General features: G+C 61.5%; 20 protein-coding genes and 1 other RNA gene. 8 read left to right on the top strand and 13 right to left on the bottom strand.

All coding sequences use genetic code 11. The features are described from left to right. Nucleotides 1-4 precede the first annotated feature (4 nt). The 13 genes from H3H39_RS23475 to gyrA form a co-directional block, all read right to left on the bottom strand. Nucleotides 5-1,372, bottom strand: a complete 1,368-nt coding sequence (locus H3H39_RS23475) for a UDP-glucose dehydrogenase family protein (protein WP_182156815.1) — start codon at nucleotides 1,370-1,372, stop codon at nucleotides 5-7. 69 nt (nucleotides 1,373-1,441) lie between these two features. Beyond that, nucleotides 1,442-2,617, bottom strand: a complete 1,176-nt coding sequence (gene lapB, locus H3H39_RS23470; protein ID WP_182156814.1) for a lipopolysaccharide assembly protein LapB — start codon at nucleotides 2,615-2,617, stop codon at nucleotides 1,442-1,444. 45 nt (nucleotides 2,618-2,662) lie between these two features. Continuing rightward, on the bottom strand, nucleotides 2,663-2,968 hold the full coding sequence (locus tag H3H39_RS23465) for a LapA family protein (RefSeq protein WP_182156954.1): 306 nt from the start codon (nucleotides 2,966-2,968) through the stop codon (nucleotides 2,663-2,665). A 124-nt stretch (nucleotides 2,969-3,092) separates the two neighbouring features. After that, nucleotides 3,093-3,398, bottom strand: coding sequence for an integration host factor subunit beta (locus tag H3H39_RS23460; RefSeq protein ID WP_107141261.1), 306 nt, complete (start codon nucleotides 3,396-3,398; stop codon nucleotides 3,093-3,095). An 11-nt stretch (nucleotides 3,399-3,409) separates the two neighbouring features. Continuing rightward, a complete protein-coding gene (rpsA, locus tag H3H39_RS23455) occupies nucleotides 3,410-5,089 on the bottom strand; it encodes a 30S ribosomal protein S1 (protein WP_182156953.1) in 1,680 nt (559 codons plus the stop codon). A gap of 176 nt (nucleotides 5,090-5,265) precedes the next feature. Next, on the bottom strand, nucleotides 5,266-5,934 hold the full coding sequence (cmk, locus tag H3H39_RS23450; protein WP_182156813.1) for a (d)CMP kinase: 669 nt from the start codon (nucleotides 5,932-5,934) through the stop codon (nucleotides 5,266-5,268). Nucleotides 5,935-5,945: 11 nt separating this feature from the next. After that, nucleotides 5,946-7,277, bottom strand: a complete 1,332-nt coding sequence (gene aroA / locus H3H39_RS23445) for a 3-phosphoshikimate 1-carboxyvinyltransferase (protein WP_182156812.1) — start codon at nucleotides 7,275-7,277, stop codon at nucleotides 5,946-5,948. 15 nt (nucleotides 7,278-7,292) lie between these two features. After that, entirely contained in the window at nucleotides 7,293-8,195 is a 903-nt protein-coding gene (locus tag H3H39_RS23440) for a prephenate dehydrogenase (RefSeq protein WP_182156811.1), read from the bottom strand. Nucleotides 8,196-8,199: 4 nt separating this feature from the next. Then, nucleotides 8,200-9,309, bottom strand: coding sequence for a histidinol-phosphate transaminase (gene hisC / locus H3H39_RS23435; protein WP_182156810.1), 1,110 nt, complete (start codon nucleotides 9,307-9,309; stop codon nucleotides 8,200-8,202). Between the two features lie 20 nt (nucleotides 9,310-9,329). After that, on the bottom strand, nucleotides 9,330-10,403 hold the full coding sequence (gene pheA, locus H3H39_RS23430) for a prephenate dehydratase (protein WP_182156809.1): 1,074 nt from the start codon (nucleotides 10,401-10,403) through the stop codon (nucleotides 9,330-9,332). Between the two features lie 100 nt (nucleotides 10,404-10,503). Then, nucleotides 10,504-11,613 (bottom strand): 3-phosphoserine/phosphohydroxythreonine transaminase, encoded by a 1,110-nt coding sequence (gene serC / locus H3H39_RS23425; RefSeq protein ID WP_182156808.1) that lies wholly within the window; start codon nucleotides 11,611-11,613, stop codon nucleotides 10,504-10,506. Between the two features lie 13 nt (nucleotides 11,614-11,626). Then, nucleotides 11,627-12,178 (bottom strand): DUF2059 domain-containing protein, encoded by a 552-nt coding sequence (locus H3H39_RS23420; RefSeq protein ID WP_182156807.1) that lies wholly within the window; start codon nucleotides 12,176-12,178, stop codon nucleotides 11,627-11,629. Between the two features lie 182 nt (nucleotides 12,179-12,360). Further along, nucleotides 12,361-15,006: a DNA gyrase subunit A gene (gene gyrA, locus H3H39_RS23415; RefSeq protein WP_182156806.1), complete on the bottom strand. Its 2,646-nt coding sequence runs from the start codon at nucleotides 15,004-15,006 to the stop codon at nucleotides 12,361-12,363. A gap of 489 nt (nucleotides 15,007-15,495) precedes the next feature. On the opposite strand from gyrA, the gene ompA reads away from it, so the two are divergent. From ompA to H3H39_RS23375, 8 genes are all read left to right on the top strand, one after another. Then, nucleotides 15,496-16,206 (top strand): outer membrane protein OmpA, encoded by a 711-nt coding sequence (gene ompA / locus H3H39_RS23410; RefSeq protein WP_182156805.1) that lies wholly within the window; start codon nucleotides 15,496-15,498, stop codon nucleotides 16,204-16,206. Nucleotides 16,207-16,319: 113 nt separating this feature from the next. After that, nucleotides 16,320-17,015 (top strand): bifunctional 2-polyprenyl-6-hydroxyphenol methylase/3-demethylubiquinol 3-O-methyltransferase UbiG, encoded by a 696-nt coding sequence (ubiG, locus tag H3H39_RS23405; protein WP_182156804.1) that lies wholly within the window; start codon nucleotides 16,320-16,322, stop codon nucleotides 17,013-17,015. A 33-nt stretch (nucleotides 17,016-17,048) separates the two neighbouring features. After that, nucleotides 17,049-17,750 carry an HAD family hydrolase gene (locus H3H39_RS23400; RefSeq protein WP_182156803.1) on the top strand — a complete coding sequence of 234 codons (702 nt, stop codon included), beginning with the start codon at nucleotides 17,049-17,051 and terminating at the stop codon, nucleotides 17,748-17,750. Nucleotides 17,751-17,959: 209 nt separating this feature from the next. Then, nucleotides 17,960-18,970, top strand: coding sequence for a hypothetical protein (locus tag H3H39_RS23395; RefSeq protein ID WP_229218216.1), 1,011 nt, complete (start codon nucleotides 17,960-17,962; stop codon nucleotides 18,968-18,970). Nucleotides 18,971-19,113: 143 nt separating this feature from the next. Then, entirely contained in the window at nucleotides 19,114-20,145 is a 1,032-nt protein-coding gene (locus tag H3H39_RS23390) for a hypothetical protein (RefSeq protein WP_229218215.1), read from the top strand. Between the two features lie 51 nt (nucleotides 20,146-20,196). Continuing rightward, nucleotides 20,197-20,557, top strand: a transfer-messenger RNA (tmRNA) gene (gene ssrA / locus H3H39_RS23385). A 159-nt stretch (nucleotides 20,558-20,716) separates the two neighbouring features. Then, nucleotides 20,717-21,991, top strand: a complete 1,275-nt coding sequence (locus H3H39_RS23380) for a tyrosine-type recombinase/integrase (protein WP_182156802.1) — start codon at nucleotides 20,717-20,719, stop codon at nucleotides 21,989-21,991. Nucleotides 21,992-22,003: 12 nt separating this feature from the next. Further along, nucleotides 22,004-23,050 carry a hypothetical protein gene (locus tag H3H39_RS23375; protein WP_182156801.1) on the top strand — a complete coding sequence of 349 codons (1,047 nt, stop codon included), beginning with the start codon at nucleotides 22,004-22,006 and terminating at the stop codon, nucleotides 23,048-23,050. Nucleotides 23,051-23,676: the final 626 nt, after the last annotated feature.

Raw genomic sequence — 23,676 nt, 5'->3', positions numbered from 1 at the left:
CCTCTTACACGCGGGTGTGGATGGAACGGCCGATGCCGTGGTACTCGAAGCCCGCTTCGGCCATCACTTCCGGCTCGAACAGGTTGCGGCCGTCGAAGATAACGGCATTCTTCAGGCTGGCCTTGATGCGGTCGAAGTCAGGGCTGCGGAACGCCTTCCATTCGGTGACGATGACCAGCGCATCGGCGTCCGTCAGCGTATCCATCGGGCTGGTGGCGAAACGGATGCGGGCCAGTTCGGCCGCATTGAAATCCAGTGCCAGCACGCGGCGCGCTTCGTCCATCGCCACCGGGTCGTAGACGGCCACGGTGGCGCCGCTGTCGAGCAATTGGCGCAGCAGCACGCGGGCCGGCGCTTCACGCATGTCGTCCGTGTTGGGCTTGAACGCCAGGCCCCAGACGGCGAAGTGCTTGCCGCTCAAGTCGTCGCCGAAACGGGTGTTGACCTTTTTGCCCAGCACCAGCTTCTGCTTGTCGTTGACCGCCTCCACCGCGCGCAGGATCAGCAGGTCCTGGTCGTACTGGCGCGCCGTGCGCTCCAGGGCCTGCACGTCTTTCGGGAAGCAGGAACCGCCGTAGCCGGCGCCGGCGTACAGGAAGCTGTGGCCGATGCGGGGGTCGGAGCCGATACCGTGGCGCACGGCCTCGATGTCGGCGCCCACTTCATCGGCCAGGTTGGCCAGTTCGTTCATGAACGAGATGCGGGTGGCCAGCATGGCGTTGGCGGCGTACTTGGTGAATTCGGCCGAACGCACGTCCATCCAGAAAGTGCGCTCGTGGTTGCGGTTGAACGGGGTGTAGAGCTTTTTCATCAGGCCGTGGGCGCGCTCGCCTTCGGGCGTGTCGTCGCAGCCGATCACGATGCGGTCCGGACGCATGAAGTCTTCCACCGCCGCGCCCTCTTTCAGGAACTCGGGGTTGGAGACGACGGAGAAGGTCGCGCCGGCGCCGCGCGCGTCCAGTTCCGCCTGCACGGCGGCCTTGACGCGGTCGGCCGTGCCAACCGGCACGGTGGACTTGTCGATCACGACCTTGTAGTCGGTCATGTACTTGCCGATGTTGCGGGCCGCGGCCAGCACGTATTGCAGGTCGGCCGAACCGTCTTCGTCGGGCGGGGTGCCGACGGCGATGAATTGCAGCGTGCCGTGGGCCACGGCCGCTTCCACGTCGGTCGAGAATTGCAGGCGGCCGGCGGCGCGGTTGCGCGCCACCACTTCTTCCAGGCCCGGTTCGTGGATCGGGATGCCGCCGTTGTTGAGCATGTCGATCTTGCGGTTGTCGACGTCGAGGCAGAAGACGTCGTTGCCCAGCTCCGCCAGGCAGGCGCCCGTGACCAGGCCGACGTAGCCGGTGCCGATAATGGTGATTTTCATATGTGTTCCGCCTACTAAAAATGGGATCCGGCCCCGCCACCATTGCGGCGATGACCAGCGACGATCCCGTTAATTCATCACATTCAATTCTTCGGTGCGGCGCGGCGGGTAAGTCTCCCACCGGCTGCAACCAGGGCATTGCCAATAGAACTGGCGCGCCTTGAAGCCGCAATGGCTGCACTGGTAGCGCGCCAGCTTCTGCGTGTAACCGTGCACCAGGTTCTTCACCATCGACAGTTCCGACCACAGCGCGGCCGGCGCATCCATCAGGCGCGCCTCGAGCAGCTTGTCCAGCCCCAGCAGGGTCGGCGTACGGCGCAGTTCCGCGCTCACCAATTGCTTGGCCGCGTCCACGCCATCGAGTTCGATCACGGCCTTGAACACCACTTCGATCAGGTCGATCGAGGAAGCCTGTTCCAGATAGGACTTGAGCAGGTTGACGCCTTCCTGCGGCCGGCCCACCTTGGTGTAGCCATCCATCAGGCGTTGCGCCACCAGCGCCACGTGCGGCACGCTTTGCTGCTCCACGCGGCGCCACGTCAACAGCGCGCCTTCCACGTCGCCCTGGGCCAGTTGCGCATCGCCGATCAGCAGCGTGGCGCGCACGTTGGTGCGGTCGGCCTGCAGCGATTGTTCCAGCAGCGGCAGCGCGTCTTCGGGGTGCATGTGCACCAGCGCGTCCTGCGCCAGTTCGCAATAGAACTGGGCGATTTCCTTCTGGCGCGAACCGGCGCCCGCTTCCTGCAGGCCCAGCGCCGCTTCGATGGCGCGTGGCCATTCCTTCTCGCGCTGGAAGATCTCCAGCAGCGCGCGCCGCGCCTGCACCGCGTACTGCGAGTCCAACAGCTGGTTGAAGGTTTCCTCGGCGCGGTCCAGCAGGCCGGCCTTCAGGTAATCCATGCCCAGTTCGTACTTGGCATGCACCTGCTGCTCCTGCGGCAGGTCGGGCCGCGACAGCAGGTTCTGGTGCACGCGGATGGCGCGCTCCGTCTCGCCGCGGCGGCGGAACAGGTTGCCGAGCGCGAAGTGCATGTCGGCCGTTTCCGGGTCCAGCTTGACGATCTCGATGAAGGCGTCGATGGCCTTGTCGGGCTGCTCGTTGAGCAGGAAGTTCAAGCCCTTGAAATAGCCGCGCGGCAGGCTGCGCGACTCGGACACCAGTTGGCGGATGTCGACCCGCGCGGCGATCCAGCCCAGTCCGAAGAAGACGGGAATGCCCAGTAACCACCAGAGTTCAAATTCCATGCGTGTTGTTGTGTGATCGTTGGTCGGTGCGCGATGCCATGGGCATCACTGCTGGGTGTTGACGCTGTCGGGCTGCGGCTGGGTGGTGGCCTGCTGTACCGTCGTTTGCAGCGTCGCGATGGTGGTTTTGTGTTTGTTCGTTTCGCGCCGGTGGCGGAACACGGTGGGGGTGAGCGCCAGCACGCCAAGGACGGCGCCGGCCACGAAGAAGCCGAGCAGCATCAGCACCAGGGGGCCGCGCAACTCATAATTGAGGAAGAAGTGCAGATCCACTTCCTGGGTATTTTTCAGGGCAAAACCAAAAAACAAGACGAAAAGAACGAATCCAATGATCGTGGATATGAATTTCATTAGCCAGTTCCAGTTCTGAATTTCCAAGAGCGCCAGTATGGCACCAGAAACCGATTACGACAAAGTGGATAAAAAAAGCGGCATCCAGGGACGCCGCTTTTTTACATCGAATCCTTCAGACGCTTCAGTCCTCGATGATCGGTTGCCCGACCATCGCGTCGACCCGCTCGCGCAACTGCTTGCCCGGCTTGAAGTGGGGCACCCGTTTTTCAGGCACCATCACCTTGTCGCCGGACTTGGGATTGCGTCCTATGCGTGGTGGCCGGCTGTTGAGGGCAAAGCTGCCAAAACCGCGGATCTCGATGCGTTGGCCACTCGCCAGGGCGGTGGTCATCGCATCAAGAATGGTTTTGACGGCGTATTCCGCATCTTTGGCCACCAGCTGAGAATAGCGCTCAGCCAGGCGGTTGATCAACTCGGACTTGGTCATCTACAGAAGTCTTAGTTCTTGTTGTCGAACTTGGCCTTCAGCAGCGCGCCCAGGCTGGTGGTGCCCGAAGCTGCGTTGTTGTCGGTAGCGGCCATCTTCTGCATGGCTTCCGCGGTTTCCGCGCTGTCTTTCGCTTTGATCGACAGTTGGATGCTGCGGGCCTTGCGGTCGATGTTGATCACCAGGGCTTCGACGGAATCGCCGACTTTCAGGTGCGTACCGGCATCTTCCACGCGATCGCGGGAGATTTCGGATGCGCGCAGGTAGCCTTCGACTTCTTCCGACAGCTGGATCACGGCGCCCTTAGGCTCAACCGATTTCACAGTACCGGTCACCAGCGAACCTTTGTCGTTCATGGCGGCGAAGTTGTTGAACGGGTCGCCTTCCAGCTGCTTCACGCCCAGGGACACGCGCTCGCGCTCGACGTCGATGGCCAGCACGATGGCTTCCAGCTCGTCGCCCTTCTTGAACTTGCGCACGGCTTCTTCGCCGGACTCGGTCCACGACAGGTCGGACAGGTGCACCAGGCCGTCGATGTTGCCAGCCAGGCCGATGAACACGCCGAAGTCGGTGATCGACTTGATGGCGCCACGGACCTTGTCGCCCTTCTTGTGGGTCACGCCGAAGTCATCCCATGGGTTCGCTTTGCACTGTTTCATGCCCAGCGAAATACGGCGACGCTCTTCGTCGATTTCCAGAACCATGACTTCCACTTCGTCGCCCAGTTGGACAACTTTGTTAGGAGCGACGTTCTTGTTGGTCCAGTCCATTTCGGACACGTGCACCAGACCTTCGATGCCCTGTTCCACTTCCACGAACGCGCCGTAGTCGGTCAGGTTGGTGACTTTGCCGAACAGACGGGTGCCTTGTGGGTAACGACGGGACAGACCGGTCCAAGGATCGTCGCCCAGTTGCTTCACGCCCAGGGACACGCGGTTCTTTTCCTGATCGTACTTCAGGACTTTAGCGGTGATCTCTTGGCCAACGGTCAGCACTTCCGATGGGTGACGCACACGACGCCATGCCAGGTCGGTGATGTGCAGCAGGCCGTCGATGCCACCCAGGTCCACGAACGCGCCGTAGTCGGTGATGTTCTTCACGACGCCGGTCACAACCGTGCCTTCTTTCAGCGTTTCCATCAGTTTCTGACGCTCTTCGCCCATCGAAGCTTCGATGACGGCGCGGCGGGACAGAACCACGTTGTTACGCTTGCGATCGAGCTTGATGACCTTGAATTCCAGGGTCTTGCCTTCGAACGGGGTGGTGTCCTTGACTGGACGGGTGTCGACCAGCGAACCCGGCAGGAAGGCACGGATGCCGTTGGTCAGCACGGTCAGGCCGCCTTTGACCTTGCCATTGACGGTACCGACGACGATCTCGCCCGATTCCATGGCTTTTTCCAGGGCCAGCCACGATGCCAGGCGCTTGGCCTTGTCGCGCGACAGGATGGTATCGCCGAAACCGTTTTCCAGCGATTCGATAGCCACGGAAACGAAGTCGCCAACTTTGACTTCCAGTTCGCCGTGGTCGTTCTTGAATTCTTCAACAGGGATGAAAGCTTCCGATTTCAGACCAGCGTTCACGATCACGAAGTTGTGATCCAGACGCACGACTTCAGCGGAGATCACTTCGCCGGAGCGCATATCTTGACGGGACAACGACTCTTCGAAGAGCGCTGCAAAACTTTCCATACCGGTGGTAGCAGTAGACATAGGGTTCACACTAGGTTAGCCAGCAGAGATCGCACGATGCGACTTAAACTGGGTTGAGGTTTTGACACGCCGGCGGCCGGCACAAACCGGCTTCCAGCACCAACAGCAGCGCCGCATCAAACGCTGCAAACGCTGCCTTACAACAAAACTTGTCTTTATTTCACTTCCGCCGCATACCACTTGAGCACCTGCTCGACAGCCTGATCGGCCGTCATTTGCGAGGTATCGAGCACATGGGCGCCCTCTGCCGGGACCAGCGGGGCGATGGCCCGGTGCGTATCCCGGTCGTCGCGCGCTTGCAAATCCATCAGAAGGTCTTCCATATTAGCAGAAATTCCCTTCTCAATCAATTGCTTATATCGGCGCTCGGCACGGGCCGCCACACTGGCCGTCAAAAACACCTTGAGCGGGGCGTGCGGGAAGATCACCGTGCCCATGTCGCGCCCGTCGGCCACCAGGCCCGGCGTCTTGCGAAACCCCAGTTGCAGGCCGAACAGGGCCTGGCGCACGGCCGGCAAGGCGGCGATGCGCGAGGCCGTGTTGCCCACTTCCTCGGCGCGGATCGCGTCCGTCACGTTCTCGTGGGCCAGGATGATGTCGCCGCCCGTGAAACTGCACGCCATGTGCTCGGCCAGCTTGGCCAGCGCGTGTTCGTCCGTGAGCGAAGTGCCGCGGCGCAGGGCCGACAGCGCCGTCAGGCGGTACAGGGCGCCCGAATCGAGGTAATGGAAGCCGAGCTTATCAGCTACGCGGTGTGCGACGGTACCCTTGCCGGATGCGGTGGGGCCGTCGATGGCGATGACGGGGATATGGGTTGTGGTCATAGATAAAAGAGTTAGCGGGCAATCGCGGCGAAGGCGGCGAAATACTCGGGGAAGGTCTTGGCCACGCACTTGGGGTCGTTGATGCGCATCGCATTGCCCTTGCGCGCGGCGCCATCCAGCGACGCCAGCGAGAAGCACATCGCCATGCGGTGGTCGTCGTAGGTGTCGATGGTGGCCGGGGTGATCACGGCTGGCGGGGTCACGCGCAGGTAATCGGCGCCCTCCTCCACCAGCGCGCCCACCTTGCGCAGTTCCGTCGCCATGGCGGCGATACGGTCGGTTTCCTTGACGCGCCAGCTGGCAATGTTGCGCAGCGTGCTGGTGCCGTCCGCGTACAGGGCGGCGATGGCGATCGTCATGGCGGCGTCGGGGATGTGGTTGAAATCGGCGTCGATGGCTTTCAGCACGCCGTTCGAACGCGCTTCGATCCAGTTGTCGCCCATGGTGATGGTGGCGCCCATCTGCTCCAGCGCGGCCACGAAGCGCACGTCGCCCTGGATGCTGTCGCGGCCCACGCCCTCGACCCGTACCGGGCCGCCGGCGATGGCGCCGGCCGCCAGGAAGTAGGATGCCGACGAGGCGTCGCCTTCCACGTGTATGGTGCCGGGGCTCTGGTACTGCTGGCCCGGCTGCACGGTGAACGAGGACCAGCCATCCTGCTCCACCGTCACGCCGAAGCGGCGCATCAGGTTGAGCGTGATTTCGATGTAGGGCTTGGAGATCAGCTCACCCACCACGTCGATGGAAATGGCATGTTCGCGCGCCATCAGCGGCGCCACCATCAGCAGCGCCGTCAGGAACTGGCTCGACACGTTGCCGCGCACCGACAGGCGCTGGGCGTGGATCTTGCCGCGACCGATATGCAGCGGCGGGTAGCCGGGATTGCCGGTGCAGGTGATGGCGGTGCCGGCCGCGTTGAGCGCGTCCACCAGGTCGCCGATGGGACGCTCGTGCATGCGCGGCACGCCGTGCAGCGTGTAGTCGCCGCCGATCACGGCCAGCGCCGCCGTCAGCGGACGGATGGCGGTGCCGGCGTTACCCATGAACAGGTCGGCCGAGGCATTGGGGAAGGCGCCGGCGGCACCGGGCACGATGTGCACCGTGTGGCCGTCCGTTTGCGCTTCCTCGCGCCACTGCACGCCCAGCTTGTGCAGGGAGTCCAGCATCACGGCCGTGTCGTCCGAGGCCAGCAGGTCGACCACCCGGGTCTCGCCCTGCGCCAGCGCGGCCAGCAACAGGATGCGGTTGGAAATGCTCTTCGAGCCGGGCAGGCGTACCACGCCTTCGGCATGGACCACCGGTTGCAGGTCGATGTGGTGCGGATATGGGGTTTGCTGCGTCATGCCGATTCTATCCTTCTATTCTGCGCTGTCTTTTGGTTGCGGCGTCTCCGCCGTCTCTATCGCTTCGATCCACTGGCGGCGGGCACGCTGCGCATTGGCGTAGACCGCCTCGATGGCCGCGCCATCTGCGGCGGCCAGGTGCGCGCGCAGCGCCGTCAGTTGCGCCATATAGGCGTCCAGCTCGACCAGCAGCGCGGCCTGATTGGCCAGGCTGATGTCGCGCCACATTTCAGGCGACGAACCGGCGATCCTTGTGAAATCGCGGAAGCCGCTGGCAGCATATTGGAACAGTAGGTCCGCATGCGGTTTGTTGGCGATGTCGTCCACCAGCGCATAAGCCAGCAAGTGCGGCAAATGGCTGACGGCGGCAAACACCTTGTCATGTTGTTCCGGCGTGAGCCGGTGGATGATGGCGCCGCAGGCCAGCCAGGCCGCCGCCACCCGCTCCACGTCGCCGGACGTATTTTCGTCCAGCGGTGTGAGCACGGTATTCTTGCCGAGATAAAGGTCGATGATGGCCGCATCGGGGCCGTTCGTCTCGCGCCCTGCGATCGGATGGCCGGGCACGAACTGGGCCACCTTGTCGCCCAGCGCACGGCGCGCGGCCGCCACCACGTCGGACTTGGTGCTGCCGGCGTCGGTCACCACGGTGCCCGGCTGCAGGTGCGGCGCCAGCGCGGCCAGGATGGCTTCCGTCTGCGCCACGGGCGCGGCCAGCAGTACCAGGTCGGCGCCGCGCATGGCTTCGGCCATGTCGCCGCCCGCCACGTCGATGATGCCCAGTTCGCGGGCCCGCGCCAGCGAGGCGGCCGAGCGGCCCATGCCCACCACGGTGCGCACCGCCCCCGCGTGCTTGAGCGCGCGCGCGAACGAGCCGCCGATCAGGCCTACGCCAAAGATGACGATCTTGTTCAGCACGGCGTCATCCAGCCAGGGCCTTGGTCAGCGCGGCGATCAGCACCGCGTTTTCCTGCGGCAGGCCAATCGAGATGCGCAGCCACTGTGGCAAGCCGTAGTTACCCACCGGGCGCACGATCACCCCCTGCTTGAGCAAGGCCAGGTTGACGCGCGCACCGGCGCCGGCGTCGTCACCCACCTTGACCAGCACGAAGTTACCATAGGATGGCACATACTCCAGACCCATCTGCTCGAACGCTTCCACAAACTGCTGGTAGCCAGCCGTATTGTTGGCCGCGCTCTGGGCCAGGAAAGCCTTATCGTTGAGGGCCGCGATGGCCGCCGCCTGTGCCATGGAATTGACGTTGAACGGCTGGCGGATGCGGTTCATCAGATCCGTCAGTGCCGGCTGGGCGACAGCGAAACCAACCCGCAGGCCGGCCAGGCCATAAGCCTTGGAGAAAGTGCGCGATACCAGCAGGTTGGGATACTTCTTGACCCACTCAGCCGATTCGAACTGGTTTTCCGGTGCCAGGAATTCGTTGTAGGCTTCGTCCAGCACCACCACCACGTGGGCCGGCACCTTGGCCAGGAAGGCTTCGATCTCGGCGGCCGGGATGAAGGTGCCGGTCGGGTTGTTCGGGTTGGCGATGAACACCAACCGGGTGTCGTCCTCGATGGCGGCCAGCATGGCTTGCAGGTCATGGCCGTAGTCCTTGGCCGGCACCACGATGTGGCGCGCACCGACGCCCTGGGTGGCCAGTGCGTACACGGCGAACGAGTACTGCGAGTACACCACGGACTGGCCCCGTTCCACGAAGGCGTGGGCGGCGATTTCCAGGATGTCGTTACTGCCGTTGCCCAGCGTGATCCAGTCGGCCGGCACATCGTAGCGCTTGGACAGCGCCGCCTTCAGGTCGAAACCATTGGCGTCCGGATAACGGCCCAGTTCCGTCGCCGCCGCCACCATGGCCTGCTTGGCCGATTCCGGCACGCCGAACGGGTTCTCATTGGAGGCCAGCTTGACGATGTTCGCTTCGTCAAGGCCGAACTCGCGCGCCACTTCCGCGATCGGCTTGCCGGCCTGGTAGGGAGCGATGGCGCGAACGTATTCTGGACCGTAATTCTTGGACATAATGCTCTTCAATGAAAAGGTTAGGAAAGACTGACCGGGTAGGAACCCAGCACCTTGAAGAAGGCCGCGTTATCCTGCAGCTCCGCCAGCGCCTTGGCGACGGCGTCGTTGTGGACGTGGCCTTCGATATCGACATAGAAATAATACTCCCACGTGCCCACCCGCGCCGGACGCGACTCGAAGCGCGTCATCGACACACCGTGCTTGGCCAAAGGCGCCAGCAGCTGGTACACGGCGCCGGCCTTGTTGGGCACGGCCAGCACGATGGAGGTCTGGTCCTTGCCCGACGGGTTGGTCTGCAAATGGCCAACGATGGCGAAGCGGGTGCGGTTGTGCGGGTCGTCCTGGATGTGGCCCTTGACCACGCCCAGCTTGTACTGCTCGCCCGCCATTTCGCTGGCGATGGCGGCGATGGTGGCGTCGTCGCCGGCCATGCGGGCCGCTTCCGCGTTGGAGGCCACGGCGCGCCGTTCGATGTTGGGGTAGTTCAGGTTGAGCCACACCTGGCACTGGGCCAGCGCCTGCGAATGGGCGCAGATGGTCTGCACGCCATCCATGTTGCCGGTCTTGGTCATCAGGCTGTGGTGCACGGCGATCGACACTTCACCGCTGATGATCAGACTGGTTTGCAGCATCAGGTCCAGCGTGCGGTTGATGGCGCCCTCGGACGAATTCTCGACCGGCACCACGCCGAAATCGGCGGTGCCGGCCTCGGTGGCGCGGAACACTTCATCGATCGAGGCGCACGGCAAGCCTTCCACGGCGCTGCCGAACTGCTGGTACACGGCCTGCTCGCTGAAGGTGCCGGACGGCCCCAGGAAGGCCACCGTGACGCGCTTTTCCAGCGCGCGGCAAGCCGACATGATTTCACGGAAGATGGTCTGCACTTCGTGGTTGCCCATCGGGCCGGGATTGCGCTCGGCCACGCCGCGCAGCACCTGGGCTTCGCGCTCGGGGCGGAACACGGGGGCCATGGTTTCAGCCTTCACATGGCCCACTTCCTGCGCCACTTTGGCGCGGCGGTTGAGCAGGTCGAGGATCTGCGCGTCGATGGCGTCGATCTGTTCGCGCAGCGGTTTTAATTTGTCTGTCATGGTCTGCATCAGTGCCAAATAATTGTCAGTGTCGTACGAGATGCGGAACGCGCCGGATACGGATATCGGCGCGCCGGCTATGCGTCAGTGCCGCAACGCCTTAACGGCCCGCGAACTCGTTCAAATAATCGACCAGGGCTTGCACACCCTCGATTGGCATCGCGTTGTAGATCGATGCGCGCATACCGCCGACGGACTTGTGGCCCTTCAGTTGCAGCAGGCCGCGCGCTTTTGCGCCGGCCAGGAATGCTTCATTCTTGCTCTCGTCCTTCAGGAAGAACGGGACGTTCATGCGCGAGCGGTTTTCAGGCGCCACGCGGTTGACGTAGAAATCATCGGCGTCCAGCGCGCCGTACAGCAGCGCCGCCTTGGCCTTGGCACGCGTTTCCATCTCGGCCACGCCGCCTTGTTTTTTCAGCCACTGGAACACCAGGCCGGCGATATAGATGCCGTAGGTGGGTGGCGTGTTGTACATCGATTCGTTGTCGGCCACCAGCTTGAAGTCGAAGGCCGACGGGCAGATCGGCAGCGCCTTGCCCAGCAGGTCCTCGCGGACGATGACGATGGTCACACCGGCCGGGCCGATGTTCTTCTGGGCGCCGGCGAAGATCAGGCCGTACTTGGACACGTCGATCCGGCGCGACAGGATGTGGGACGACATGTCGGCCACCAGCAGCGTATCGGCGCAGTCGCCCGCCAGGGGCTGTGGCGAACCATGGTCGAAATCGAATTCGACGCCGTCGATGGTTTCGTTGGTGCAGATATGCAGGTAGGCCGCGCCGGGCGTGAGCTTCCATTCGGACTGCGGCGGCACGCGGTGAAAGCCGCCTGCCTGGGCCGAAGCGGCCACGTTGACGGTGGCGTACTTGCTCGCCTCCTTGATCGATTTGCCTGACCACGAGCCGGTATGGACGAAGTCGATCGTGGCTGGTTGCGGCTTGTGGCCGACCAGGTTCATGGGAATGAAGGCGTTCTGGGACAGACCGCCGCCTTGCAGGAACAGGATCTTGTAATTATCCGGCACCGCCAGCAGCTCGCGCAGGTCGCGCTCGGCCGCCTTGTAGATCGACATGAATTCCGGCCCGCGGTGGCTCATCTCCATGACGGACATGCCGCTGCCATGCCAATCCAGCATTTCGGCGGCGGCCTGCGCCAGCACTTCCTTCGGCAGTACGGCGGGGCCGGCGGAGAAGTTGTAGATGTGAGTCACGTTACGGTCCTTATCAGTTGGTTGTTTTGTCGCCCTGGGTCAGCTTCTGCATCATCGGGCCGATGCGGCGCAGGACGATTTGCTGGCCCATTTGCATGCCCTCGGCCGTCAGCTTGGGCATCAGCGCCAGCATCTTGGTGCCCACGGGCGTGTGGTAGAACGCGGCCATCTGCACCAATTCGTCGGCGGTGAAATTGCGCGCATAAATCGGCACCGTCGCGGCCAGCATTTCATCGATCAGCGTCGGGTCGTTCAGCGTGGCTTGCATGGTCTTGACGACGCCGGGCAGTTCGGCGTTCATCTTGTCCAGCGCCTGCTGCTTCTTCGCGGGCGGGATGCGGGCGTCGTTCTTGATCGCCGCCTCGGCGCTGGCGCGCATCGACTGCCCTATGCCTTGCGAAATCTGCTGCATCAGACCGACCATCACGCTGCGGTAATTCATCGAGGCGAACAGATCCTGCGCGGCGGCCATGGCCACCGGGTCGGGCGCGGCCTGCGCGAACGCGACTGGCGCGGCGCTGAACAGTGCGCAAGCGGTAACGATAACGGCGGTGATCTTCTTCATGCACTCTCTCTTCAATTGACAACGGGGCCGGTGTTATTGTCGCATTAATCCGCGCAACGAACACCGACCCCGTCCGTCCCGGCCTGGCCTGCACCGGGGCACATCCGCCGGCCTTCGAGGCCGTTTCAAAAAGCCCGTGGCTTCGTTGTGGCGCCTCGCCACGGTCATTTTGAACCAGCCTCTTATTCAGGCTGCGCATCCTCCGGCTTGGCGTCCGGACCCGGTTCCAGTTCCACTTCGTCGATGTCCGTTTCGACCACGCGCTGCAGGCCGGACAGGCGGGTGCCGTCCTCCACCGCGATCAGGGTCACGCCCTGGGTGGCGCGGCCCATTTCACGGATCTCCGACACGCGGGTGCGAATCAGCACGCCGCCGGTGGTGATCAGCATGATCTCGTCGGACGAATCGACCAGGGTCGCCGCCACCACCTTGCCGTTACGCTCGGAGGTCTGGATCGCGATCATGCCCTTGGTGCCGCGGCCGTGGCGGGTGTACTCGGTGATCGGGGTACGCTTACCGTAGCCGTTCTCGGTGGCCGTCAGGACCGACTGCTCCTCGTTCTCGGCCACCAGCAGCGCGATCACGTGCTGGCCCTCTTCCAGGTTCATACCGCGCACGCCACGGGCGTTGCGGCCCATCGGACGCACGTCGTTCTCGTCGAAGCGCACGGCCTTGCCGGCGTCCGAGAACAGCATCACGTCGTGGGCGCCGTCCGTCAGCGCGGCGCCGATCAGGAAGTCGCCCTCGTCCAGGTCGACAGCGATGATGCCGGCCTTGCGCGGATTGCTGAAGTCCTTCAGCGGCGTCTTCTTCACGGTGCCCAGGCTGGTGGACATGAACACGTAATGGTCTTCCGGGAAGGTGCGGTTATCGCCCGACAGCGGCAGGATAACGGTGATCTTCTCGTTGTCGGCCAACGGGAACATGTTGACGATAGGCTTGCCGCGCGAGTTGCGCGAGCCTTGCGGCACTTCCCACACCTTGAGCCAGTACATGCGGCCACGGTTGGAGAAGCACAGGATGTAATCGTGCGTGTTGGCGATGAACAGCTGGTCGATCCAGTCTTCCTCTTTGGTCGCCATGGCTTGCTTGCCGCGTCCGCCGCGCTTCTGGGCGCGGTATTCGGTGATCGGCTGGGCCTTCATGTAACCGGTGTGCGACAGTGTCACCACCATGTCCTGCGGCGTGATCAGGTCTTCCGTACCGAGGTCGGTGGCATTGTGTTCGATGGTCGAGCGGCGCACGTCCTTGTTGCCGGCGCCGTATTCGTTCTTGGCCAGCGTCATCTCGTCGGTGATGATGGTGGTCACGCGGGCCGGCTTGGCCAGGATGTCGAGCAGGTCGGCGATTTCAGCCATCACGTCGCGGTATTCGTTGACGATCTTGTCCTGTTCCAGACCGGTCAGGCGTTGCAGACGCATCTGCAGGATTTCCTGCGCCTGTTCGTCCGACAGCTTGTACAGGCCATCGGCCTGCATGCCGTAATGCTTGGGCAGGTGCTCGGGACGGAAGGCGTCGATGCCGCCCACCGTATCGCCCTCGCCCGTGCGGGCCAGCATCTCGCGCACCAGCGACGAATCCCAGCCGCGCGTCATCAGTTCGCTCTTGGCGATCGGCGGCGTCGGCGCGGCCTTGATGATGGCGATGAAATCGTCGATATTGGCCAGCGCCACGGCCAGGCCTTCCAGGACGTGGCCCCGTTCGCGCGCCTTGCGCAGCTCGAACACGGTGCGGCGGGTGACCACTTCGCGCCGGTGCGACAGGAAGCATTGCAGCATCTGCTTGAGGTTCAGCAGGCGTGGCTGGCCGTCCACCAGGGCCACCATGTTCATGCCGAAGGTGTCCTGCAACTGGGTCTGCTTGTACAGGTTGTTGAGCACCACTTCCGGCACTTCGCCCCGTTTCAGCTCGATCACCACGCGCATGCCCGATTTGTCGGACTCGTCGCGGATGTCGGAAATGCCTTCCAGCTTCTTGTCGCGCACGTTCTCGGCGATGCGTTCCAGCAGCGACTTCTTGTTGACCTGGTAGGGCAGCTCGTCGACGATGATGGCGGTGCGGCCGCCGTCCTTGCCGTATTCCTCGTAGTGGGTCTTGGCGCGCATGACGACGCGGCCACGGCCGGTGCGGTAACCATCGCGCACACCGGACACGCCGTAGATGATGCCGGCCGTGGGGAAGTCGGGCGCCGGAATGATCTCGATCAGTTCATCGATGGTGCAATCGGGATTGCGCAGCACGTGCAGCGCGCCGTCGATCACTTCCGTCAGGTTGTGCGGCGGGATGTTGGTGGCCATACCCACCGCGATACCGGACGAACCGTTGATCAGCAGGTTGGGAATCTTGGTCGGCAGGACGGTCGGTTCCTTTTCCTTGCCGTCGTAGTTGGGCTGGAAGTCGACCGTGTCCTTGTCGATGTCGGCCAGGATCTCGCTGGCGATCTTGTCCAGGCGGCACTCGGTGTAACGCATGGCCGCCGCGCTGTCGCCGTCGACGGAACCGAAGTTACCCTGGCCATCGACCAGCATGTAGCGCAGCGAGAAGTCCTGCGCCATGCGCACCAGCGTGTCGTAGATGGAAGCGTCGCCGTGCGGGTGGTACTTACCCATCGTCTCGCCCACCACGCGGGCGCATTTGACGTAGGGACGGTTCCACACGTTGTTCATTTCGTGCATCGCGTACAGGACCCGGCGGTGCACCGGCTTGAGGCCGTCGCGCACGTCCGGCAAGGCGCGGCCCACGATCACGCTCATGGCGTAATCGAGGTAGCTCTTGCGCATCTCTTCTTCGAGGGAAATTGGGATTGTTTCTTTTGCGAATTGATCCATTGGCGGGTCGTTCGATCTTTGACTGTGGTTGACTTATCTTTTAAGCAATTTTACCGCGCGTGCTGCCTGTCGCCCCGGGCGCGTCCGGTAGGTGCGCTGGAGGAACGGACAAGCGTACGATTTTAACATGGGCGCCTACCCGGCAGCGCAATTCCGGCGCGCATGGGCCCGCCAGGCACCAGCACCACCGGACCGCATACTCTTGCACCAACGCAAGGGGCAAGCACAAAATGTCATGCGTGTGACACAAAAATCAATTATTATTGCCGTCGGTGTTGCAACTAAACAACATTTTGGTCGGAATCAGAAGAAGTTTAAATCACGCCTAAAAGCGTGCGGAAACCGGCTGTGGCAAAATGGACGAGAAGTCAATTGCTTGAATCGCAAGCGAAAAACAGGCGCATGCGCCCTGCGTGGTAGAATTCGGGCCACGCATTAACTACGTCGCGCAGTTTTTACGCGGATATCACCCCCGAAAGGAAGAAAAATATGAAGAAACTTATGTCGATCCTGGCTGTGTCGGCCGCCTTTGCTGGCTCGGCGATCGCCCAAACCCCAACCACGCCACCTTTCGCGCCTGTGACCCAGGACATCCAGGCTGCAACGCCGAAAAGCGCCTACGTCCAGGACGCACGCGGTGTGATCGCCCGTGATCCGTTCGGTCTGTGCTGGCGTACCGGCTACTGGACCCCGGCCGATGCCGTGCCAGGTTGCGATCTGCCAATCTGCGTTGAGCCAGAGAAGCTGGAAAACGGCAAGTGCGTGGCGCCGCCGGCACCAGCCCCTGTCGCTCCTGCGCCAGCACCTGCTCCAGCCCCTGCCCCAGCACCAGCACCGGTGCCGACCGCGCAGAAGGTGAGCTTCGCCGCTGACGCCTTCTTCGACTTCGACAAGGCCGTGCTGAAGCCAGAAGGCAAAGCCAAGCTGGACGACCTGACCTCCAAGCTGGGCAGCATCAACCTGGAAGTGATCATCGCCGTCGGCCACACCGACTCCGTGGGTACCGATGCTTACAACCAGAAGCTGTCGATCCGTCGCGCTGAAGCCGTCAAGTCGTACATCATCTCGAAGGGCGTGGAAGCGAACCGCGTCTACACCGAAGGTAAAGGCGAGAAACAACCAGTTGCTGACAACAAGTCCGCAGCCGGCCGCGCCAAAAACCGTCGCGTTGAAATCGAAGTGGTTGGCACCAGCAAGTAATTGCTGCGCCTAACGTCCGCGGCAGGCCGCGGACGTCCGCCTGAACCCCGCCGCGGCGGGGTTTTTTTACGTCCATGCTGTAGAATCCGGGTATTGTCCCAATCAAATCGCCCATGAACGCCGACCCTTTAGAACTGCAAAAATTCAGTGACCTGGCCCACCGCTGGTGGGATCCCACGTCCGAGTTCCGTCCCCTGCACGAAATCAATCCGCTGCGCCTTGAATGGATCAACGCGCGCGCCCCGCTGGCGGGCAAGCGTGTGATCGACATCGGCTGCGGCGGCGGCATCCTGGCCGAATCCATGGCCCGCAAAGGCGCCAACGTGACCGGCATCGACCTGTCGGAAAAAGCGCTCAAGGTGGCCGACCTGCACAGCCTGGAATCGGGCGTACAGGTGCGCTACAAGCTGATCGCGGCCGAGGACATGGCGGCCCAGGAAGCGGGCCAGTACGACGTGGTGACCTGCATGGAAATGCTGGAACACGTGCCCGATCCGGGCGCCATCGTGCGCGCCGCCGCCAGCCTGGTCAAACCGGGCGGCCAGGTGTTCTTCTCCACCTTGAACCGCAATCCCAAGTCGTATTTGTTCGCCGTGCTCGGCGCCGAATACCTGCTGCGCATGCTGCCCAAGGGGACCCACGACTACGCCAAGTTCATCACGCCGGCCGAACTGTCGCAATACGTGCGCAGCGCGGGCCTGGACGTGCAAGGCTTGAAAGGCATGGGCTACAATCCTCTGAGCAAGATTTACTCGCTCAACGAGGACACCAGCGTCAATTACCTGATGGCCACCAGCCGCCCCCTGTAACCGCCCCTGAAACATCATCCGTACATCACCACCATGAGCCTGGCACTTCCCCGCAACGCCCCGCGCGCCATCCTGTTCGACCTGGACGGCACGCTGGCCGACACCGCCCCTGATCTGGCCGCCGCCGTCAACCTGCTGCGCCACGAACGGGGCCTGGCGCCCACCGCCTACGAACTGCTGCGCCCAACGGCCTCGGCCGGCGCGCGCGGCATGATAGGCGCCGCGTTCGGGCTGCAACCGCACGACGACGGTTTCGCCGCGTTGCGGGAAGGCTTTTTCGACAATTACCAGGCCGCCATCGCCGTGCACAGCACACTGTTCCCCGGCGTGCCGGAACTACTGGACGGCATCAACGAAGCGGGGCTGGCGTGGGGCATCGTCACCAACAAGCCGGCCCGCTTCACCGACCCGCTGTTACCGCTGATCGGCCTGGACCAGGCCGGCTGCGTCGTCTCGGGCGACACCACGCCGCACGCCAAGCCCCATCCCGCGCCCCTGCTGGAAGCGGCCGGCCGCCTCGGCCTGGCGCCGGAACAATGCTGGTACGTGGGCGACGACCTGCGCGACATCCAGGCCGGCCAGGCCGCCAGCATGCTGACCATCGCCTGCGGCTGGGGCTACTGCGGCGCCACCGAACCGCAAAGCTGGCAGGCCGACTACCTGCTCGACACTCCCCACGCCCTGCTGTCCCTGTTGCGGCAAACCCTGGCCGCGCTCCCCGCCCTGGCAGCCTGATCGAGAACGTTTGCGCCAGCGCAAACGTCTTTCGAGCAAGTGTTCCACAATGGAAGTGTGCGAAGTTCCTTGTATAGACGAGCGAACTACGTATAATCTCTAGTTGACTGACGGAATTATTTTTTCCCGCAAGGAAACGCCCCACACCCGCGTTCGACTGGAAAGAGAGGCAGTCACCCGAACTCTATTTCCTTTCAGGAGCGTGCATCATGCATCAGCCCGATCTGGTTGCCCCATCCCCGCAGCCACTGGTCACCCCCGCCATCGCCGAGGTCGCCGGCAGCGCGCCCCAGCACTGGCAAGTGCGCATCACGGACGGCAAATTCCACTGGTACGACCTGCTGGCGGGTTTTCCCGACAAACCGGACTTCCGCGAGCCGATCGGGCGCTACCTGCGGCGCATGCAGTTCGACCTGGAAGCGGCCAATGAGCGGCCGCTGCTGTTTTGCGTGGTGACGCGGCCGCGCGTGCGTTACGACCCCGCGCGCGCCACCCAATGGGGCTTTTTCTCGCTGAAGTTGACAGTGCCGCTGCTGGCCGGCGCGAACGCCACGCGCGACAGCGTGACGGTGGAATTGAAAGTACCGTTCGGCGCCACCGTCAAGAAGCCCAGTGTGATCCTGACGGAAAACTTCCTCAGCCTGAACTGGGGCGGCGTGATCGAAGTGCTGTCCGTGCACGACTTGCTGCTGCAATATGTGCACGACCGCAAGATCCCCAGCCAGGTGGTGTACGTGGGCCAGACCCTGGACCCGGAAGGCCGCCTGGCCAAGGGCCGCCTGCCCGTGGTGCAGCGGCTGCGCCAGCAGCATAGTGAGCACAGCGACACGCTGCTGCTGGTGCTGCAACCGGAGATCACCGCCACCAGTCCGGACGGCGACCCGGCCAACCTGCCGCTGAACCAGATTCCGGACACCGCCACCGCGCTGGCCCGCATCCGCATGGACGTGCTGGAAGCGGCGCTGATCTGCTATTTCGAAGGCCCCACCCCGGCCGGGCGCTACGGCGAGGAAAAGGAACGCCGCCGCAACCGCCTGCAGGAGGTGCAGCAGGCGTGGCAACTGGAACCGGTCGAGATCGATCTGGAACTGGCCGAGTGCGGCAGCTATCGCTACCTGAGTTCGCAGCACGTGGCCGCCGCCCGGCGCCACCTGTTCCGCTGCAAGCTCGACGATGGCAGCGTCAGCGTCGCCAAACTGCCGCCGCCCCCGGCCGCCTGAATCGGCCGCCAGTGTGGCGGCGCGGGTACGAAAGATTACAATTTCGACACATTCCCACCAATTCTCACTTGCTTCGTGGCAATGTGAAAATTAGCGTACTATACTGGGTCTAGAAATTCCCCAGCCCAGGAGCGCGCCGCACCATGACCAGCGATTATCCAGATCCCGAGCCGATCGAGGATATTCCCGAACCGCACGACGACTTGCTGCCGAATATGCCGCAGCGGACCGTGGCCGTTCAAAACTGGAACGTCACCGTAACGGACGCCAAGTTCCACTGGTACGACCTGGTGGCCGGGTTCCCGGCCGTGCCGGACATCCGCGACCCGGTGGGCCGCTACCTGCGCCGCATGCAGTTCGACCTGGAAGCGACCATGGAAAAGCGGCTGCTGTACCTGGTGGTGAGCCGGCCGCGGGTCCGCTTCGACACCAACCGCAGCCCCAGCTGGGGCTTCTTCTCGCTCAAGCTGACCTTGCCGCTGCTGGTGGGTGCCGAGCAAAAGCGCGACAGCGTCACGCTGGAACTGGACGTCCCGTTCGCCGCCACCATGAAAAAGCCGGTGGTGACGGTGCAGGACCGCTTCCTCATCCTCAACTGGGGCGGGCTGGTGGAAGCCATGTCGATCCATGACGTGCTGCAGCACCACGACCATGGCCTCAAATTCGTCAGCCGCGTGCAATTCGTCGGCCAGACCAAGGACACCTCGGGCCGCCTGGCCAAGGGACGGCTGACGACGCTGCAAAAAATCCAGCAGAACAACAGCGAGCACAGCGACACCCTGCTGCTGGTGCAGCGGCTCCATTTCGAGATCGACTCGGCGCAAGGCGACCCGGCCCTGCTGCCGGCCAACCAGAACCCGGTGGCGGCCGACCTGCTGCTGAAGGACAGGATGGACCTGGCCGAATGCACCGTGATCAAGTATTTCGAAGGCGACGTGATGCGCGGGCGCAAGGATCACGAACTGGCCGTGCGGCGTGCCCGCATGGTGGAAGTACAGGCCAACAACAATGTGAACGACGTCACGATCGACTTGACGGCGCCCGAGGCCGACAGCGACCGCTACTATGACCTGATGTCGGAGTATGTGCCCGTGTCACGCGGCCACCGCATGCGTTGCCATCTACTCAATGGCGACGTGGCGCTGACGATCCTGCCGCCCGAGCGCAAGGCTTGAGATGAACGTCTGTGCGGTGCGCTGGAAATTGCGTTAGAATGGAGGTTCTGTGGGGACGACCTGGTTTCGACGTGGGTTGCAAAGCAGCGCAGGGCATACCGAGGGCTGGTTACCTCGTAAATACACCCAGAAAAAACTTAACTGCAAACGATAACTCGTACGCACTGGCAGCCTAAGGGCTGTTAGCTCCTAAACGCTTCTTCCCTGGGGCGGACCGTTAAAAGTCATGGAGTCATTTACAGGGAATCGTGTCTTGCCGGGTCACTTGGCAAAACACTAAATAATAGGTGACTCGCCTGTCCGTAGCGTGCGCGTCCGCGCCGTACAGGTTAAATTAATTGGCAGCGCTAAGTATGTAGAACTGTCTGTGGAGTGCTTGCGGACGCGGGTTCGATTCCCGCCGTCTCCACCACCTAATTGTCTAGCAGCATCCAACGGCGTCCAAGTGACGCCGTTTCTCTTTGATTCTATTGAGTTTTCCCTCCAACAGAGTCTTGCAACGTCCAGTTCCATCCAACATAATCGGGGGTATCGCCGGGGGTATTAGCGGCATACGAACGAGGGAGAGCAAGTGGCTGGGGGTATCAACAAACTAAGCGATAAAGCGGTGCGTGCATTTTTAGCCAATGCAACACTTAGAGAAAGGCTTTCCGATGGAGGCTCGCTGTACTTGTTCATCACACCCGCCGGCACACCTACGTGGCGAGTTAAGTACCGAGACTTCAACAACCGGGAGCAAATACACTCTCCGGGCATCTTCCCAGAAACCTCTCTGGCGGCGGCCCGCGTAGCACGCGCCCAAGTCAAAGAATGGCTGAAGGCAGGAATTGACCCTGCAACAGCTAAGCGCATGGCCAAGGCCACAGCAGCCACCAACATCGAGAACACCTTTCAAGCCGTGGCTGCAATGTGGCTCGCAAAGCAGAAGCCCGAATGGTCGGCAGTCCACTACACTAAGTCGGCCAGAGCCATCGAACGTGATATAAACCCGGGGCTAGGTAAGCTGCCGATAGGAGAGATTACCCCTCTCATCGTAGCCAACGCCGTCGATGAAGTTAGCAAGCGGGGAGCCAAGGAGACGGCTGTACGCATCCTTCAGCACGTCAACAGCATCTTCAAGTACGCCAGAGCCAAGGGGTATTGCACTACCAATCCAGCAGACGGTGTAGAAGAAGCATTACTCACACCGGACGACAGTAAGCCACGCCCCGCTATCGTTGACCTGAACGAACTGGGCAAGATCATGCGCACCGCCAAGACCACCAGCAACTCTCAGGTTGTACACAGAGCGCACCGGCTATGCGCATTCACAGGCGCTCGCATCAACAACGTGATTCAAGCCGAGTGGAAGGAATTCGATCTTGATGGTGAAACACCCATGTGGACCATCCCACGGGCCAAGCTCAAGATAAAGAAGCGCAGCTACGATCACCGAATCCCCCTGCACACCATCGTCGTAGCCGAGCTTCGCGAATGGCGAGATGCTATAGGCAGTAAGGGATATGTGTTCCCATCGTCAGCATCAAAACTCGGCCACGTAACACGGGAGGGCGTAGAGAAGCTGTATCGCGAATCGTTGAGTTTGCGTGACGTACACTCGCCCCATAGCTGGCGCTCAGCAATCAAGACGAACACCATTGAACGCGGCTGGGCAGACAAAGAGGTGTCCAAGATTGCACTGGATCACCTACATGATGACGAGGTAGCCCTGGCGTATGACCATGGTGAACGCTTTTCCAAGCGCGTACATCTCTTCCACACTTGGCAATCCGTCCTGCTGGCCGCAGAACGCGGCGAACATCAAATTCCTTTCGACAAGCTTCATCTTCACGTTGCTGCCGCCTGAACGAAGAACACCATGACACTTATTGTTGGCTACAAAATCAACTCTTGCCCTGTCCTCTTTGGCGATGTTTTGCTGTCCAACCCAAAAGGATCGGGCGACAGTATTTCAACTCCTGCATGGCACACGACGGACGAGCCGCCAACTCTACAAATTGTGAACATGGTTCAGAAAGTCAACGTCGTACATGAACACGCCTGTTTTGCTTGGGCTGGGAGCTATCTTCAAGCGAGGGTATTTGCAACAGCCCTACAAGCGCACTTAAAGGCCAATGACCTTGACGACAAGAAGATGCTGGCTTTCCTGCACAGTTTTGAAAAGGCTGACTATTCGGACTTAGCGTGCATCATATACACGGTCCATGACAAATTTTTAAAGCGCTATCAGGTCAATGCCCCGGAGTACGAATTAGACGGCTTGATGGTTCAAACAGGTGGAACTGGTCAGGGGCATTTCATCGATGTGATCTCGCACATCTACAAGCCTCCCCACGAGAATGACCGTTCCGAAAAAGCAGTAATAGCACCTGGGCTGTCCTATATTGCAAGCGCGTTTGGTGAACAAATCATGACCGGCTGCGGGGTGGACGACGGCTGGGGTGGCGCGTTTGAGCTGGCATTCTTCGCCAACGGAAAATTCAAGAAGATTGACGATGTGCTGTATGTATTCTGGACGGCAGAACAAGACGAGAAAGGGGAATTCACGCTCCGAAATTATCCATACTTGGTAAAGACGAACTACTTTGGCGACACGTTTACTGTCATGGTGAATGACTTCGGCATTGAGAAGCCCCAGACCAGAATCTACAATATTTGCCCTCTAGGGAAGACCGATCAGACAAAACACACACCAGATCTCACCTTTAGTTACCTTATCAACTACATTCTTATTGAAAAGGCTGATGGCAAACGTGAATCTTGCACCACCATTATGACAAGAAAAAGTGCCGAGGGCCTCACCATAGAACGCAAGGACGGAGCTACGCGTCTTGAATTCAGCGGAGACTTCATCCAAGAACTTTGTGAAGCCGCTTTTGGTCCAGGAATCTTCCTAAAAAAGTAGTGCCCTCGTCCCGCAGTGTGGGTAACAACACCCGCCGCCATTAATTCGCATTGAGTCGTGTAGAAAACGATGGATTATTTTGCTTCCCGTCGCTATTTCGGCGCGTTCTGCAGATCCTTTAGCGTGGCTACGAGGTCGCGATTCTCCTTATCTTTCGGGACGCCGTACACCCTTATCGTGGAGTTCGGCCCGAAAGACAGGCCTTTGACAAAAGGCTGTTCTATCTCCATTCCGATATTCCGAAATCGGAATCTAACCCTTGAATCTTCGGGGAGAATTGATTCCGGCACTATGAACTGTGGATCGGATTTCGCTAATTTCTTAGACCACGCTTTTGCAAATTCGTCGCACATCTTCATCATTCTGCTGATTGTTTCGTGGGCACTATCCGAACCAGCATAATGAAGTGAAAAACCACGAGGTAGCAAATATGGGCCGAATAGCGACGCGCTGCGCCTATTGATAGCTTGGTGTCCACCGAGTTCCGTATCTGTAACAATGAGGTGTACTGTCAATAGTGGACACTTCCGTTTCAAGCCGCCAGCGCCTGTTTGCTGAAATCAGCGGCAAACGATGCTGGTGATACGTAGCCAAGGCGCGAGTGACGCCGCTGGCGGTTATAGAAG

Source organism: Rugamonas apoptosis (genome assembly GCF_014042355.1).
In the GTDB taxonomy this organism is placed as follows: Bacteria; Pseudomonadota; Gammaproteobacteria; order Burkholderiales; family Burkholderiaceae_D; genus Rugamonas; species Rugamonas apoptosis.
This window is presented reverse-complemented; position numbering and strand designations above follow the sequence as displayed.